Source organism: Klebsiella sp. WOUb02 (genome assembly GCF_050058015.1).
GTDB lineage: Bacteria > Pseudomonadota > Gammaproteobacteria > Enterobacterales > Enterobacteriaceae > Klebsiella.
The window spans coordinates 550,685-567,037 of the sequence record NZ_CP170110.1; the positions used below are offsets into that span (position 1 = coordinate 550,685).

General features: G+C 56.7%; 12 protein-coding genes and 3 pseudogenes. 10 read left to right on the forward strand and 5 right to left on the reverse strand.

What is annotated here, in order from left to right; all coding sequences use genetic code 11:
* Positions 1-35 precede the first annotated feature (35 nt).
* From rsmF to yebS, 3 genes and pseudogenes are all read right to left on the reverse strand, one after another.
* Positions 36-1,470: pseudogene (rsmF, locus tag ABOC21_RS09330) on the reverse strand (16S rRNA (cytosine(1407)-C(5))-methyltransferase RsmF).
* An 81-nt stretch (positions 1,471-1,551) separates the two neighbouring features.
* Positions 1,552-4,185 carry an MlaD family protein gene (locus tag ABOC21_RS09335; RefSeq protein WP_426814351.1) on the reverse strand — a complete coding sequence of 878 codons (2,634 nt, stop codon included), beginning with the start codon at positions 4,183-4,185 and terminating at the stop codon, positions 1,552-1,554.
* Entirely contained in the window at positions 4,154-5,437 is a 1,284-nt protein-coding gene (gene yebS / locus ABOC21_RS09340) for a membrane integrity lipid transport subunit YebS (protein ID WP_426814352.1), read from the reverse strand. Before yebS ends, ABOC21_RS09335 begins: the two co-directional genes overlap by 32 nt.
* Positions 5,438-5,569: 132 nt before the next feature.
* On the opposite strand from yebS, the gene ABOC21_RS09345 reads away from it, so the two are divergent.
* The 4 genes and pseudogenes from ABOC21_RS09345 to htpX all read left to right on the forward strand — a co-directional run bounded on the left by ABOC21_RS09345 (position 5,570) and on the right by htpX (position 10,027).
* Positions 5,570-6,067 carry a GAF domain-containing protein gene (locus tag ABOC21_RS09345; protein ID WP_426814353.1) on the forward strand — a complete coding sequence of 166 codons (498 nt, stop codon included), beginning with the start codon at positions 5,570-5,572 and terminating at the stop codon, positions 6,065-6,067.
* A 97-nt stretch (positions 6,068-6,164) separates the two neighbouring features.
* Positions 6,165-6,840 (forward strand): annotated as a pseudogene (proQ, locus tag ABOC21_RS09350) (RNA chaperone ProQ).
* A 19-nt stretch (positions 6,841-6,859) separates the two neighbouring features.
* Complete coding sequence (gene prc, locus ABOC21_RS09355) at positions 6,860-8,908, forward strand: carboxy terminal-processing peptidase (RefSeq protein ID WP_426814354.1); 2,049 nt, start codon at positions 6,860-6,862, stop codon at positions 8,906-8,908.
* A gap of 237 nt (positions 8,909-9,145) precedes the next feature.
* Positions 9,146-10,027, forward strand: a complete 882-nt coding sequence (gene htpX, locus ABOC21_RS09360) for a protease HtpX (RefSeq protein WP_426814355.1) — start codon at positions 9,146-9,148, stop codon at positions 10,025-10,027.
* 78 nt (positions 10,028-10,105) lie between these two features.
* Here htpX and ABOC21_RS09365 read toward each other — a convergent pair whose 3' ends face one another.
* On the reverse strand, positions 10,106-11,479 hold the full coding sequence (locus tag ABOC21_RS09365) for an MFS transporter (protein WP_426814356.1): 1,374 nt from the start codon (positions 11,477-11,479) through the stop codon (positions 10,106-10,108).
* Between the two features lie 177 nt (positions 11,480-11,656).
* On the opposite strand from ABOC21_RS09365, the gene kdgR reads away from it, so the two are divergent.
* Entirely contained in the window at positions 11,657-12,448 is a 792-nt protein-coding gene (kdgR, locus tag ABOC21_RS09370; RefSeq protein WP_426814357.1) for a DNA-binding transcriptional regulator KdgR, read from the forward strand.
* Positions 12,449-12,504: 56 nt separating this feature from the next.
* On the opposite strand, the gene ABOC21_RS09375 is transcribed toward kdgR, so the two are convergent.
* Positions 12,505-12,744 carry a YobH family protein gene (locus ABOC21_RS09375; RefSeq protein ID WP_095101742.1) on the reverse strand — a complete coding sequence of 80 codons (240 nt, stop codon included), beginning with the start codon at positions 12,742-12,744 and terminating at the stop codon, positions 12,505-12,507.
* A 160-nt stretch (positions 12,745-12,904) separates the two neighbouring features.
* Here ABOC21_RS09375 and mgrB point away from each other — a divergent pair, with 160 nt between their 5' ends.
* The 5 genes and pseudogenes from mgrB to ftsI all read left to right on the forward strand — a co-directional run bounded on the left by mgrB (position 12,905) and on the right by ftsI (position 16,352).
* Positions 12,905-13,048, forward strand: a complete 144-nt coding sequence (gene mgrB, locus ABOC21_RS09380; protein WP_041146201.1) for a PhoP/PhoQ regulator MgrB — start codon at positions 12,905-12,907, stop codon at positions 13,046-13,048.
* Between the two features lie 74 nt (positions 13,049-13,122).
* Positions 13,123-13,413 carry a YebO family protein gene (locus ABOC21_RS09385; protein ID WP_426814358.1) on the forward strand — a complete coding sequence of 97 codons (291 nt, stop codon included), beginning with the start codon at positions 13,123-13,125 and terminating at the stop codon, positions 13,411-13,413.
* Between the two features lie 635 nt (positions 13,414-14,048).
* Positions 14,049-14,193, forward strand: a pseudogene (locus ABOC21_RS09390) (DUF2627 domain-containing protein).
* 12 nt (positions 14,194-14,205) lie between these two features.
* A complete protein-coding gene (gene cspE / locus ABOC21_RS09395; RefSeq protein WP_001062678.1) occupies positions 14,206-14,415 on the forward strand; it encodes a transcription antiterminator/RNA stability regulator CspE in 210 nt (69 codons plus the stop codon).
* A gap of 191 nt (positions 14,416-14,606) precedes the next feature.
* Positions 14,607-16,352: a peptidoglycan glycosyltransferase FtsI gene (gene ftsI, locus ABOC21_RS09400; RefSeq protein WP_426814359.1), complete on the forward strand. Its 1,746-nt coding sequence runs from the start codon at positions 14,607-14,609 to the stop codon at positions 16,350-16,352.
* Position 16,353 lies beyond the last annotated feature (1 nt).

Here is a 16,353-nt window from a genome sequence, read left to right on the forward strand (position 1 = left end):
GCGCCAGTGAAAAAATGCTCTTTTTCTGCGCTTAGTCACATCTTGCCGGCAAATAGATTCCCGTCACGTACCAGCTCGCGCGGATAGCTGTTCTTCAGGCGCGAACCGACTTTTTTCGCCAGCCCCAGGGGCGCGCTCTGGTAAGTGACGATCGTTTCGTCCTGCGGCGGCAGGGTTTGCGGGTAAATATCGCGCCCGCGATACCACTCTTCGGCTTCGCTCTGCGTCAGCTCAAAAGGCGTTTCGGACGCGGCAAGAGCGATAACCGCCTCGTGCTGCCAGCGGAAGCCCTTGTTGTGCGTTTCCGCCAGCCGGATGCCAATGCGCGAAAAGCGGATCTTGCCGATAAACGCCTCCAGGGCCTGCGGAAACAGCCAAATTTCCTTGTCGCGTTGCCAGAGGCTGTGGCTCTCATCCCAGCGCAGGCCCACGGCTGCCGCGGCGTCCGACACGGCGGCGCTTTCCCGGCGCTTCAGCGGGACAAACGGAAATTGCCCGACCTTGTAGCCCGGCGCCGGCAGCGGTTCCACGGCGCCGGTTTTGCGCAGGCGGGCAACGAAGAATCCCTCGCAGTCATAAATCTGCGGGAAGACGTGAAGGAAGCCCTCCGCCGTCAGGGCCTCGCCGGCTTCGGGGAAGAGCGAGCCGAGAGGCAGCGTCTCTACCGCCTGCGGATAGCGGGCCAGCAGCCACTGCACCACCTCCTCGTTCTCTTCGCGGTTCAGGGTACAGGTGGAGTACACCAGCGTACCGCCCGGCTGCAGGGCGTGAAAGGCGCTATCGATAAGCTCGCGCTGGGTTGCGGCGATCTGCCGGTTGCTTTCCGGGGACCAGTTTTTCAAGGCATCGGGATCCTTGCGCACCACGCCTTCCCCGGAGCAGGGGGCGTCGAGCAGGATGGCATCGAAGCTCTCCGGCAGCGCGGAGCCAAATACCCGGCCGTCGAAATGCGTCAGCGCGACGTTGCTGATTCCGCAGCGGCTGATGTTGGCATGCAGGACTTTGACCCGGCTGGCGGAATATTCGTTGGCGAGGATCCCGCCTTTATTGCCCATTCGGGCGGCGATTTGCGTGGTTTTTGACCCCGGCGCGGCGGCGACGTCCATCACCCGCTGCGGCATATCGCCATCGGCAAACAGGGCGGCAACCGGCAGCATCGAGTCTGGCTTCCTGAATATAGAAGAGCCCGCTGAGATGCTCGGCAGTGCTGCCTAACGGCAGGGACTCTTCATCCTCGCGCTCGATCCAAAATCCCTCTGCGCACCACGGCACCGGCGTAAGCTGCCAGCCGTAGGGGGCGACCAGTTGAAGAAAGTCGGCCACGCTGGTTTTCAGCGTGTTAACGCGGATGCTGCGGCGTAGCGGACGTTGGCAGGCGGCAATAAAATCGTCGAAAGAGAGATGCGCCGGCAGTGCCGCACGCATTTGAGCGAGGAATTCGTCAGGAAGAAAGACAGCGTTTTGAGCCACTGGAGCGCACCACAAGAAAAAAGGGTGCGCAGTTTACCATAAACGCTCCGGTATCGGACACCGGAGCGTTTAGCCAGCGGCCTAGCGCGGCAGGGCGGTGCCCCATTCGCGCCACTCTTTCGGTTCGCTCTCCAGCAGCAGGAAGTGTTTATCATCCTGCGCTTTCGGCGCCAGCGGCGTGCCCGGCGGCGTGGCGAAGGAGATGCCGCCGCGAATGAACTGATTGAAGGTCCCGGTTTTCACCACGCCGCCAATCAGGCCAAAGTCGAGGTTGTAGCCGGAAGAGAGCCAGAATACCGAGTTGTTACGCACCAGATACTGGTAACGCTTGCTGATACGCAGTTTGACCATCACGCGGTCCGACAGCGAGCCGAGCGTCAACCCGGTGACGGTTCCCACCTCGAGGCCGCGGAACAGCACCGGCGTACCGATATCCAGCGAACCGGCTTCCGGAACCTCAACCACGATGCTCAGACCGTCGATATAGCGCGAGTCGCTGATAGTCGTTTCCTGAATCTCGAAGTCGCGGCGCGGCGTTCCCCGGCCCGGCTCAACGTTGATATACGGCTGGAAGAGGGTATCCAGATGCTCAACGCCCGCCGCGGAAATTTGCGGGGTGATCACCGAGAATCGGGTGCCAACCCGGGCGAAAGTCTCCACGTACTCCGGGTAGAGCACGGCTTTCGCCTGCACTTCGTTCCTGGCGGTGATCAGGTTCAGCGATTGGATCTGGCCGATGTTAATTCCCAGATAGCGAATAGGCATTCCGGAAGAGAGTTTTCCCGCATCGAAGGCGTGCAGGGTTATCTGCCCGCCCACCGCGCGGGCGGCGGTCTCTGAAGCATACAGAATACGCTTATTGCCGATACGGGCGCGGGCGCTGGTTCCGCTCAGATCGTCGAAGCTGATCGCCCCTTTGAGGGCGCGAGCCAGCGGCGAAGCCTGGACGGTCAGGCCGTTGCCGTCAAGCTGGACCTTCGCGCCGCCTTCCGCCCAGAATACGCTATTACCGGTGAGCAGGTGGCGATACTCCGGCTTAATGTGCAGGTCGATATCAAACGCGTCGCTGCGCGGCTTGACGGCGGTGACCTCGCCCACGGCAAACTTGCGGTACAGCACCACCGAGCCTTCCTGTACATCCGGCAGCGTCTCCGCGGAGAGACTCAGGGTGGTGGTCGGGACGTCGCTCAGGCTATTCTCCTGCGCTTTTTCCATATTGGCGTACAGCGGATAGCTGGCCTGAATCGCTCCTTTCGCGCCTGGAATAACGCGGATGCCGCCGTCAACCCATTCACTGGCGCTGGCGCCGAGAATCTTGAGGCCGTCGAGGCCAACCTTAACGTCGAGGCGGCTGTTAACCACAAATTTGCTATCGCCGTGCACCAGATCGCGGTATTCCGGCGCGATGGCCACCTGGAAGGTGACGCCCTGCGCCGTCAGCTTGCGCTCCAGCACCTGGCCGATTTTCACGCCGTGCAGCACCAGCGGCTGTCCGGCGTCGATGCCGAAGCTCTCCGATGCCGTCAGCGTGATGGCGGCGACGTTCGGCTCTTCCAGCAGCGATTTATCCGCCGGCAGCACCACGAAGTGGCTGCGCGGCTCACCCTCTCCCGGTACCAGTTCAAAGGTATTACCGGTTAGCAGGGCGCTGAGGCTCGGGTTATCCAGCGAAACTTTCGGCTTTTTCATCTGAATAAGCGTCTTATCACGCAGCAGGGTCACGACGCTGGGGTCGACGGTCATTTCGCCGGTGACTTGACTCCCGGGCTGGAGATTGAGCCTGGTTAGCTGCCCGACCTCGAGGCCCTGGTACATCAGCGGCGTAGAGCCGGCTTTCAGCCCCGCGCCGTCGGGTAAATCGAGCGTCACCAGCACGCCGCGCTGGCTGTGGGCTAAATCTTCGTACAGCCCGTACTCATCGTTTTGCTGGGCGGCTGCCGAATCCGCTGGGGAGTCAAAGGCTATTGCGCCGTTAACCAGAGCCGAAAGGCTCTCCAGTTCAACTTTAGCGCCGCTAATCCCAACGTCGGCCTTGACGCCGGAAACGTTCCAGAAGCGGGTGCCTTTTTTGACCAGATTGGTAAAGCGGCGTTCGATCAGCACGTCAATGGTGACGCCCTGGTTGTTATCGTTGAGCGCATAGTCGTAAACCCGGCCAACGGGGATCTTGCGGAAATAGACCAGCGACCCGCTGGTCAGCGAGCCGAGATCCGCGGCGTGCAGATGGATCATCAGCTCGCCGTTGTTGATACGGTACTTCGGCTGGGTATCGAGGGCGACAAAGTGGTCCTCAGGTTCGCCCCGGCCCGGCATCATGCCGATATAGTTGCCGCCGACCAGCGCATCAAGGCCGGAAACGCCGGCCAGCGAGGCTTTTGGCGTAACCAGCCAAAACTGCGTGTCCTTGCGCAGGGCGTCTTTCATATCGCCTTTAACGCTGGCCGAAACCTCTATCTTACTCAGGTCCTTACTCAGCGAGATATTCTGCACCGTGCCCACTTCTACCCCTTGATAGCGGATAGGCGTACGCCCGGGAACAATACCGTTAGCCGACTCAAAGTCGATGGTGATCGTCGTCCCGCGATCGCTATAGCTGGTCCAGATCAGCCAGATGGCGATCATCAGCGCGATGACCGGCAGCAGCCAGAATGGCGATATGCGACGTTTGGTTTTAATTTTGGCTTCAGTCGGCGAAGCGGGCGTTTCCTGACTCATGTGCGTCCCAAAGTAAGCGGCTGTCCAGCCATTCAACAGCAAGGATAGTTAATATTACCGCGGCGCCGAAATATACCGCAGCAGGCCCCATCGTAAAAGCGAGGAGTTGATCGCGGTTTATCAGCGACATGGTTAATGAGATAACGAAAAGATCCAGCATCGACCAGCGGCCAATCCAGGTAATCAGCCGCAGCAGCAGGATGCGGGTACGCAGCCCCTGTTCGCACCTGAATTGTATGCTGACCAGCAGCGTAAACAACACAATAACTTTGGTAAACGGCACCAGAATACTGGCGATAAACACCACGCCGGCAATGGCGATGTTGCTGTTGGCCAGCGACAAAATCCCGGAGAGGATCGTATCGTCCTGGCGCGCGCCGTTGACGTAGATAATGGAGATCGGCAGCAGGTTGGCGGGGAGCAGGAACATCACCGAGGCGATCAGCGCCGCCCAGCTCTTCTGCAGGCTCTGCGGCCGACGGTGGTGCAGCGGCGTATGGCAGCGACGGCAGCGCCCGCGGGCGTCGCGGTGGCCGGTATAGTGGCAGCCGGTACAGACCTGTAAATTAGGATCCGGGCGCAGCGCCGGACGTTCGGGATAGAATCGCTCCCAGAGCTCTTCGACGTTCATGTGAATGAGCGTGAGGATGCTGAGCAGCGTTAATGAGACAAAGGCGATTAAGCCGACGCCGGGCTGCAGGAACGCGTAATCCTGTACCTTGATCGAGGCCACGCCGATCCCGACGAGGTAGATATCGAGCATCACCCACTCTTTTAGCCGCTCCAGCATCAGCAGCACCGGGCGCAGGTTCATCCCCAGCACGTTGCCCAGCCAAAGATAGGCGATGGAGATCACCAGCAGGGCCGGCGCGCCGACGGCGCAAAATAGCACCATCGCCGCCGTCAGCGGATCGCCCTGATCGGTCATTTGCCAGATGCCCTGTAATACGTTAGCGTCGATACGCACGCCGAGCAGGTGCAAACGCAACAAAGGCTCCAGCCAGGCGAAAGGCATCAGCAGCAACATGGCGATAGCCATACTGCCAAGGCGCGAAAGCGACCAGTCGCGGCCGTCGCGAATTTTGGCGCTGCAGCGCGGGCACCAGGCGCTCTGATTACGCTTGAGCACCGGCAGGCGAAACAGAAGGTCGCACTGCGGACAGCGGTGATAGTGGGCCTGAGGCAACGGCAAACCGACCGCATGTACGGTCATCTTTTTCGCTGGCGTAATCCGGGGTATTTTTAGTGGCATTTATTACGTACGGCTATGAATGTATTTCACTATATTAACCCAGGAATGAATTCATCTTGAGCCTGAACGCATTTAATGCTTATTTTATTAGGCAGTCAGTGTAAGGCAGTAAGACAACTAAGTGATTATATAATGAGCAAAACAGAGTTTTACGCGGATCTGAACCGTGATTTTCAGGCGTTAATGGCAGGAGAAACCAGTTTTCTGGCCACGATCTCTAATACCAGCGCGCTGCTGTTTGAGCGGCTGACCGAGGTTAACTGGGCCGGGTTCTACCTACTCGAAGGCGATACGCTGGTGCTGGGGCCCTTCCAGGGCAAGCTGGCCTGCGTGCGAATTCCGGTAGGGCGGGGCGTTTGCGGAACTGCCGTTTCGCAGAATCGCGTGCAGCGCGTGGAGGATGTTCACGCCTTCGACGGGCATATTGCATGTGACGCCGCCAGCAATTCGGAGATTGTCTTCCCGCTGCGGGTGAACGATCGGATTATCGGCGTCCTGGATATCGACAGCACCGCGTACGCCCGCTTCACCGCTGAGGATGAACAGGGGCTTACGCAACTGGTAGCGCAGCTGGAAAAACTCATTTCTGCGACCGACTATCAAAAAATATTCACCCACGTCGCAGGATAATCAACGGATAACGTAGCATTTAGCGATGGCGTCATTATAATGGCGCCTGTTCATGCCTGCGGCTTGTTGGCTACGTCCGTTGTAATCAGGAAATTTCATGGAAAATCAACCTAAGTTGAATAGCAGTAAAGAAGTTATCGCATTTCTGGCCGAACGTTTCCCACAGTGCTTCAGCGCTGAAGGTGAAGCTCGCCCCCTGAAAGTCGGTATTTTTCAGGATCTCGTTGAGCGCGTTGGGGGGGAGATGAATCTCAGCAAAACCCAGCTTCGCGCCGCGTTACGTCTTTATACTTCGAGCTGGCGCTATCTGTACGGCGTTAAGCCTGGGGCGATTCGCGTCGACCTCGACGGCAACCCGTGCGGCGAACTGGAAGAGCAGCACGTTGCTCATGCCCGTCAGCAGCTCGAAGAAGCAAAAGCTCGCGTCCAGGCACAGCGTGCCGCCCAGCAGGCTAAAAAACGCGAAGCCGCTGCCGCTGCTGGTCAGCAGGAAGAAGGCGCCCGCCGCGAGCGTAAGCCGCGTCCTCAGGTTCGCCGCAAAGAAGGCACAGAACAGCGTAAGCCGCGTCCCGCCGTTGCGAAAGCACCGCGCGAAGAGCGTCATACTCCTGTATCAGATCTGACCGCGCTGTCCGTCGGCCAGGCTCTGAAGGTGAAAGCAGGCAATAACGCAATGGACGCCACCGTTCTGGAAATCACCAAAGATGGCGTTCGTGTACAGCTCGACTTCTGGTATGTCAATGATTGTACGCGCAGAACACCTGGTGTTCTGAAACGGAGGCCGGGCCAGGCATGAACACATTCTTTAAGCTCACCGCGCTTGCGGGCCTGCTGGCAATAGCAGGCCACGCGTTCGCCGTGGATGATATTACCCGAGCCGATCAAATCCCCGTGCTGAAAGAAGAGCCGCAGCACGCGACGGTGAGTGAGCGCGTAACCTCGCGCTTTACTCGTTCGCACTATCGACAGTTCGATCTCGATAACGCCTTCTCGGCAAAAATTTTTGACCGCTATCTGAACCTGCTGGACTACAGCCACAACGTGCTGCTGGCCAGCGACGTAGCTCAGTTTGCCGCGAAGAAAAATCAAATCGGCGACGAGCTGCGCAGCGGAAAGCTGGACGTTTTTTACGACCTGTACAACCTGGGTCAGCAGCGCCGCTTCGAACGCTATCAGTACGCGTTGAAGGTGCTTGAGCGGCCGATGGACTTTACCGGCAACGATAGCTTCAACCTTGACCGCAGCAAGTCGCCCTGGCCGAAAGATGAGGCCGAGCTAAACGCGCTGTGGGACGCAAAGGTCAAGTTTGACCAGCTGAGCCTGAAGCTTGCGGGTAAAGACGACAAAGAGATCCGCGAAACGCTAACCCGCCGCTATAAGTTTGCTATTCGTCGCCTGGCGCAAACCAATAGTGAAGATGTGTTCTCGCTGGTTATGACCGCCTTCGCCCGCGAAATCGACCCGCATACCAACTACCTGTCGCCGCGCAATACCGAGCAGTTCAATACCGAAATGAGCCTTTCGTTAGAAGGGATCGGCGCGGTGCTGCAGATGGACGACGACTATACGGTGATCAACTCGCTGGTGGCCGGCGGCCCGGCGGCGAAGAGCAAGTCAATTAGCGTTGGCGACCGTATCGTTGGCGTCGGCCAGTCCGGTAAGGGCATGGTTGACGTTATCGGCTGGCGCCTTGACGACGTGGTGGCGCTGATTAAAGGGCCGAAGGGCAGTAAGGTTCGCCTGGAAGTGCTGCCGGCGGGCAAGGGCGCGAAAACGCGCATCGTCACGCTAACCCGCGAGCGAATTCGTCTCGAAGATCGCGCGGTTAAAATGTCGGTGAAAACCGTTGGTAAAGAAAAAATCGGCGTGCTGGATATCCCCGGTTTCTACGTTGGCCTGACGGATGACGTCAAGGTGCAGCTGCAGAAGCTGGAAAAACAGAACGTCAGCAGCATCGTTATCGACCTGCGCAGCAACGGCGGCGGCGCGCTGACCGAGGCGGTATCGCTCTCCGGTCTGTTTATCCCGTCTGGTCCGGTGGTGCAGGTTCGCGATAACAACGGCAAAGTGCGTGAAGACAGCGATACTGACGGCGTCGTTTACTACAAAGGCCCGCTGGTCGTGCTGGTTGACCGTTTCAGCGCTTCGGCTTCTGAAATCTTCGCCGCGGCGATGCAGGACTACGGTCGCGCGCTGATCGTGGGTGAGCCAACCTTCGGGAAAGGCACCGTACAGCAGTATCGTTCGCTGAACCGCATTTACGATCAGATGCTGCGTCCGGACTGGCCGGCGCTGGGTTCCGTGCAGTACACCATCCAGAAGTTCTACCGCATCAACGGCGGCAGCACTCAGCGTAAGGGCGTAACGCCGGACATCATGATGCCAACCGGCAGCGAAGATCGCGAGACCGGCGAGCAGTATGAAGATAATGCCCTGCCGTGGGATAGCGTTAACGCCGCGACCTACGTCAAGTCCGGCGACTTGACGCCGTTTGGCCCCGATTTGCTGAAGCTGCATGATGAGCGGATTGCCAAAGATCCGGAATTCCAGTACATCATGAAGGACATTGCTCGCTATAACGCGATGAAAGACAAGCGCAATATCGTTTCTCTGAACTACGCCCAGCGCGAAAAAGAGAACGAAGAGGATGATGCGACTCGTCTGGCGCGGATTAACGACCGCCTGAAGCGTGAAGGTAAGCCGCAGCTTAAGAAGCTGGACGATCTGCCGAAGGATTACCAGGAGCCGGATCCGTATCTTGATGAAACGGTACATATCGCGCTCGACCTGGCCCATCTGGAGAAAGACCGGCCGGCGGTGGAACCACCGGTTAGCAAATAAGTATCCGACGGGCACACATGTTGTGCCCGTTTTTTTATCCGTTTCTCCCGCCAAAAACCTCGATTCTCCCGCGCCCGATGTCAATCTATTATGCAGATGTCAGCGATATGCTACAAAATGTAAAGTTGTGTCTTTCTCGTGACTTAGCGGGGGAGGATGGTTGAAAATTAACGTTGTACCCATACGATATGGGGAATCGCATAGTGCGTTTTGTTAAATCGAGGTTAGAAGAAAATTATGATGCGAATCGCGCTCTTCCTGTTGACCAACCTGGCCGTTATGGCGGTGTTTGGGCTGGTGCTAAGCCTGACGGGAATACAGTCAAGCAGCATGACCGGGCTACTGATCATGGCGCTGCTTTTTGGTTTTGGTGGCTCGATCGTTTCGCTGATGATATCGAAATGGATGGCGCTAAAATCGGTGGGTGGGGAAGTCATTGAGCAGCCGCGTAACGAAACCGAACGCTGGCTGATGAATACCGTCGCGCAGCAGGCGCAGCAGGCGGGGATCGGCATGCCGCAGGTCGCCATCTACCATGCGCCGGATATTAACGCGTTTGCCACCGGGGCGCGCCGTGACGCTTCGCTGGTGGCCGTCAGCACCGGGCTGCTGCAGAACATGAGCCGTGACGAGGCGGAAGCCGTTATTGCCCATGAAATCAGCCACATTGCCAACGGCGATATGGTGACCATGACCCTGATTCAAGGGGTGGTGAACACCTTCGTCATCTTTATCTCGCGCGTTATCGCGCAAATTGCCGCTGGATTCCTCGGCGGCAACCGCGATGAAGGTGAAAGCAGCAACGGCAACCCGCTGATTTACTTTGCCGTCGCCACCGTCCTGGAGCTGGTGTTTGGGATCCTGGCCAGCATCATCACCATGTGGTTCTCGCGCTACCGCGAGTTCCATGCGGATGCCGGTTCTGCCCGCCTGGTCGGCCGCGAGAAAATGATCGCCGCCCTGCAGCGGTTGAAAACCAGCTACGAGCCGCAGGAAGCCAGCAGCATGATGGCGCTGTGCATAAACGGCAAAGCGAAATCGATGAGCGAGCTGTTTATGACGCACCCGCCGCTGGATAAGCGTATCGAAGCGCTGCGTAGCGGAGAATATCTGAAGTAGTCATCTCCTTCAGCGCAGGGAAATAAAAACCGCAGCCTTAACCGGGCTGCGGTTTTTTTGCGCCTAAATCGCGCCGGGCTACTGTCCGGGGCGCGGCTGGGTAACGCGCAACCCGCTGACGGTGGCCGCCACGACCGCCAGCCCTCCGGCCAGCAGCAGCGCGGTATGGGTGCCGCCGTTACCCTGCAGGTTGAACAGCAAGGCGACCAGCGCCGCGCCGGTGCTTTGCCCCAGCAGTCGGGCGGTACCGAGCATTCCGCTGGCCCCGCCGCTGCGGTGGCTCGGGGCCGATGAGACGATAGTGTGGTTATTCGGCGACTGGAACAGACCGAAACCCGCGCCGCAGAGCGCCATGCGCCAGATAATATCGAGATCGGACGGGGATGAGGGCAGCAGCGCCAGGCCAAACAGGCCGCAGGCCATTACCGCCAGACCTACCGCTCCCAGCAGCCCCGCGTGAATTTTCTCAATCAGGTAACCCGCCAGCGGCGCCATCACCATCGTCGCTAACGGCCAGGGCGTCAGCAGCAGCCCGGTCTCTACCTCGCTGCGTCCGATCGTAGCCTGCAGGAAAAAGGGCAGCGAAACCAGCGCCAGCATCTGTGCGCAGAAGGAACAGACTGACGTGCAAATAGAGAGCGAGAACAGCGGGATTCGCAGCAGATCAACCGGCAGCAGCGGCACCGGCATTTGCAGCTGGCGGCGAATAAAGAAGAACCCGATAACCAGCGTTGCGGCCGCTTCAGCCAGCACCAGTCGGTCGGATTGCCCCTGGGCAAAGCCACCGAGTGCGGTAATCAGCAGGCCGAAGGTCAGCGCGTTCATGATGGCGCTGGGAAGATCGAAACGGGCGATCCTGCTGCGGCCGCTGTTGGCCGGCAGGTAGCGTATGGCGAGCGTTAGCGAAATAATTCCCAGCGGAATATTGATTAAAAACAGCCACTGCCAGGAGGCGATGGAGAGGATCGCTGCGGCGATTGTCGGACCGGCCGCGGATGAGACGGCGACCACAAACGAGTTAATCCCCATTCCCCGCCCAAGGAAGCGCTTCGGGAAGATAAGACGAATGAGCGCGGTATTGACGCTCATCAGCGCGGCGCCGCCGAGGCCCTGGGCGACGCGGGCGAGCGTCAGCATCTCAAGCGAGTGGGAGAGGGCGCAGGCCAGCGAGGTAAAAGTAAAAACCAGCAAGCCGATTTTATAGATACGCCGATAGCCAAACATATCGCCCAAAAAGGAGAGCGGCAGCAGCGCAATCACGATGGCGATTTGGTAAGCGTTGACTATCCAGATTGAGGCTGCGGGTGAAGCGTTAAGATCCGTGGCGATGGTCGGCAGGGCCACGTTGGCGATGGCGCCGTCGAGTACGGCCATCGCGATGCCTAAAATGATGGTCAGAATGGCGCCGTAGCGCTGCGGCAGGGGCAGACCATCGGGAGTGTTGTTATCCATATTAAGGTTGTGACTTTATCGTGACTATTCTCAGGTTAATGATTTTAGCATTGATTATTCGGCTGTATGTCGCAGATTTGTAACGAATGAGCAGAAGAACGATTGCGGGCGTCAGGATGCGAATTTATAATAAAAACCGGTTCTAATTTTTATAAAACAGTTGCGATGAGGTGATAAATGGCAGTTGCAGATTTGGATAAACAGCCAGATTCTGTCTCTTCAGTATTGAAGGTTTTTGGCATCCTGCAGGCGCTTGGCGAAGAGCGTGAAATTGGTATTACCGAACTATCCCAGCGCGTTATGATGTCAAAAAGCACCGTTTATCGCTTTTTGCAAACCATGAAGTCGCTGGGCTACGTCGCCCAGGAAGGTGAGTCGGAGAAGTACTCCCTGACGCTGAAGCTGTTCGAGCTGGGCGCGCGCGCGCTGCAGAATGTCGATCTGGTGCGCAGTGCGGATATTCAGATGCGCGAACTGTCGCGTCTGACTAAAGAGACAATCCATCTCGGCGCGCTGGATGAAGACAGTATCGTCTACATCCATAAAATCGATTCGATGTATAACCTGCGCATGTATTCGCGTATCGGCCGCCGCAACCCGCTGTACAGCACCGCAATTGGCAAAGTGCTGCTGGCGTGGCGCGACCGCGCCGAAGTGGAGCAGATCCTCGAAGGCGTTGAATATAAGCGCAGCACCGAGCGGACGATCGCCAGCACCGAAGAGCTGCTGGCGGTTCTGGATAGCGTTCGTCAGCAGGGCTATGGCGAAGATAACGAAGAGCAGGAAGAGGGGCTTCGCTGCATTGGGGTACCGGTCTTCGACCGCTTTGGCGTAGTGATTGCCGGTCTGAGTATCTCTTTCCCGACGCTGCGCTTCTCTGAGGAGAGGCTGCACGAATACGTTGCCATGCTGCACACCGCGGCGCGTAAAATTTCTGAACAGATGGGCTATAACGACTATCCGTTCTGATCGCAATGGGCGTCGGCTACGACGGGAAGAGGCTTCCTGCCGTAGCCCGGGCCGGATTAACCTTTGTCGATCACGGTTTCGCTTTTGCGCAGAACCGGACAGTCGGTCAGACCAATAATGCCGCTATCAGAGTGCACGTATTGCACGGTGCTGGTGCCGCGGGCGGTCAGATATTTACACTGGAGGCCCAACCCCGCCGCGTTCTCATTGCTACCAATCAACATGCCGTAGCCGCTTAATAATACGCCAATCCATAAGATGGCCAGTACTACAATCGTACGAATGATCAATCGCATTGTTGCCTCATAATTTGTATTATCCTCGGCGTTTATTCTGACAGGTACACGAGTTGAAACAAGTCTATGATTCTTAAACTTGCCTTTCGTATTACAGTTAGCCGCGGTTTAAGATGAGCGTGCTATCCTGGTAACATCTGGTATTGATGCGGAGTGTGGAGTGAAAAAATTACGCTGGGTTTTGCTGATAGTTGTCATAGCGGGCTGTTTATTGCTATGGACGCAGATGCTTAACGTAATGTGCGATCAGGACGTGCAGTTTTTCAGCGGCATCTGCACCATCAACAAATTCATCCCCTGGTAAGAGATTTTTATTACGACTGATTTTCTTCTGCTGCGCGGGTGGTAGAATAAACGCCTTCTCTTTGAGGTGGTGAAATGAGTGAGTTACTAAGTCCTGGGATCGTAAATCTGGCATCGCTGGCGCTTTCCGTTGCGCTGTTGCTTGTCGGCCTGTTGTTATGGTTTTTTGTTAATCGCGCAAGTTCGCGCGCCAACGAGCAGATTGCGCTGCTGCAGGCTCTGCTGGATCAGCAAAAGCGCCAAAACGCGCTGCTGCGTCGTCTCTGCGAAGCCAATAAGCTGGAGAAGGAAGAGGTTGCCGAACCTTCAGCCGTTGAGAAGGGCAAGGATGACGACGACTTTATCCGTCTCGTCGCTGAACGCTAGCTGATAAACGGGTGTACACCGCGCTGGTGTACGCCTGCCTCATCGCCTTGCGCAATAACTTATCCTTATCCTTCATCTGTTGTTGCCACATTTCTTATACTGCTTAATGTGTTAGCGATCGCACTTTTATCCAATAAGTTATGGATTTTTGAGCTAATCAAATAAAATAATAACCTCGTGATTTAATTGCATGATGAAAGAAAGTGTCATCGAAATTTCATTATTAATGCGTAATGTAAACACTATTTATCGTGTGGTGAATGAGGTTTAATTAACCCTGCATATTTTCGGTCTAAGCGAATTTTCAGCTATCAATATGCGCGTTTGCGCGCATCGTTATGCAGGTACTCCGCCGCGGACCCCTTAAAATTGGCGGGGCGCATGCCCCGCGGGCTGGACGCCGCGAAGTTGTTGAGCTACGGTGAAAAAGTTGCAGATATCATCCATGCGTAATCGGATGTTTTCCGCACCGGCAGAGATTAACCACGGCCGCAAAAAGGCGCATAAACGTGCAGTTGGTCAAATGATCCTCTTATATTTTGTGCGAAGGATCGAGAGCTGTTTAAAAATGGCTTGCCATTATTAACGTTGTATGTGATAACACCTTTCGGGTTAAACGAGGTACAGTTCTGTTTATGTGTGGCATTTTCAGTAAAGAAGTCCTGAGTAAACACGTTGTCGTTGAATACCGCTTCTCTGCCGAACCTTATATTAGTGCCTCATGCAGTAGTGTGTCAGTTTTATCTATGTAAGCGCCTGCGGGCGAAGAAAACAGTCTAAGGAATTTTGCAAATGGCAAAGATTAAAGGTCAAGTTAAGTGGTTCAACGAGTCTAAAGGTTTTGGCTTTATTACTCCGGCTGATGGCAGCAAAGACGTGTTCGTACACTTCTCCGCTATCCAGGGTAATGGCTTCAAAACTCTGGCTGAAGGCCAGAACGTTGAGTTCGAAATTCAGGACGGCCAGAAAGGTCCGGCAGCAGTTAACGTAACTGCTATCTGATTCAAGACCACTCATCTTGTAAAGAAAGCCTCGCCTTCGCGGGGCTTTTTAGCGTTTATTGCAAAACATTTCCGATTTTCCCCCTTCGTCGCGCTTTGTTGCAAAACAACACCTTTATTAGCACTGTATCGCATCCTGTTTTGTCGATTTACTGTTAAATCAGTTGGTTGCAAAATAATGCTGGAGCTACGGTGCAAAAGAACAAATCTAAGTCAGGCGCGAATTTCACCCCGATTCGCTTTGGGCTGCTGTGCGCGGCGATCCTCGGCTGCCTTGGGCTGTTATTAGGCCGGGTGGGATGGCTGCAGATTGTCTCTCCCGATAATCTGGTGAAGCAAGAGGATATGCGTTCTCTGCGTGAAGAGCCTATCGACGTTCAGCGCGGAATGATAAGCGATCGCGAGAACCGCCCGCTGGCGGTCAGCGTACCGGTTAGCGCCATCTGGGCCGACCCGCAAACGATAGTGGAAAAAGGGGGCGTCGGCTACGGCCCGCGCTGGCAGGCGATGGCCGAGGCGCTGCACCTCAACCTGAGCGAGCTGGCCAAACGGGTTGCGAGCCATCCGCATATGCGCTTTATCTACCTGGCTCGCCAGGTTAATCCGGAGCAGGCCGAGTGGATCGACAAACTGCATCTGCCGGGGATCAACCTGCGCGATGAGTCGCGCCGCTTTTATCCCGCGGGGCACGTGGCGGCTAACCTGCTGGGATTTACCAATATCGATAACCAGGGCATTGAAGGGATTGAAAAAAGCTTTAATGCCCAGCTTACCGGCAAGCCGGGGCGCCGGCTGGTGCGCAAAGACCGCCATGGCCAGGTGATTGAGAATATTACCGAGGAGGCGTCGGTTCCGGCGCATAATATTCAGCTGAGTATCGATGAACGCCTGCAGACGGTCACCGAAGATGCGCTGGATAACGCCGTAAACTGGAATAAAGCGGAGTCGGGCGCGGCGGTGTTGATTAAGATCGACACCGGTGAAATTCTGTCGATGGCCAGCTATCCGGACTTCAACCCCAATAATCGGGATGACGCTAAACTGGATGATTTCCGTAACCGCGCCATCAGCGATATCTTTGAGCCCGGCTCCACGGTCAAACCGCTGGTGGTGATGACGGCGCTGCAGCAGGGGATTGTGCGGCCGGACAGCGTGGTGGATACCCATCCCTTTGTGCTGGATGGTCACCGTATTCGCGATGTCGGCTACTACCCGGAGCTGACTTTGACCGGGATCCTGCAAAAATCCAGCGATACCGGGGTTTCGCATCTGTCGCTGGCCATGCCGGTGCAGCATCTTATCGATACCTATAAAGCCTTCGGTTTTGGCGATCCCACCGGGCTGGGGCTCACCGGCGAAAGCGCGGGGCTGATGCCCCAGCGCCGCTACTGGGGCCAGCTGGATCGCGCGACCTTTGCCTTCGGCTACGGTCTGATGGTTACCCCGCTGCAGCTGGCGCATGTCTATGCCACTATCGGCGGTTTTGGTATTGAGCGCCCGCTATCCATTACCCGTATCGACCCGCCGGTGATTGGCACCCGGGTGATGCCGGAGCCGATTGTTCATGAGGTGGAACATATGATGGAAAGCGTGGCGCTGCCGGGCGGCGGCGGAACGAAAGCCGCCGTGCGCGATTACCGTATTGCGGTGAAAACCGGGACCGCGAAAAAAATCGGTCCGGACGGCAAGTATATCGATAAATATGTTGCGTATACCGCAGGCGTGGCGCCGGCCAGCAACCCGCAGTTTGCGCTGGTGGTGATGATTAACGATCCCAGCAACGGGGCCTACTACGGCGGGGCCATATCGGCGCCGGTGTTTAGCCAGATCATGGGCGATGTTTTACGCCTCGAAAATGTGATGCCGGACGGGATGCCGCAGGGTTCGGAAAATCTGATCGTGATGCATAATGGCGATGCCGCGCCGCCGGCGCTGTAGC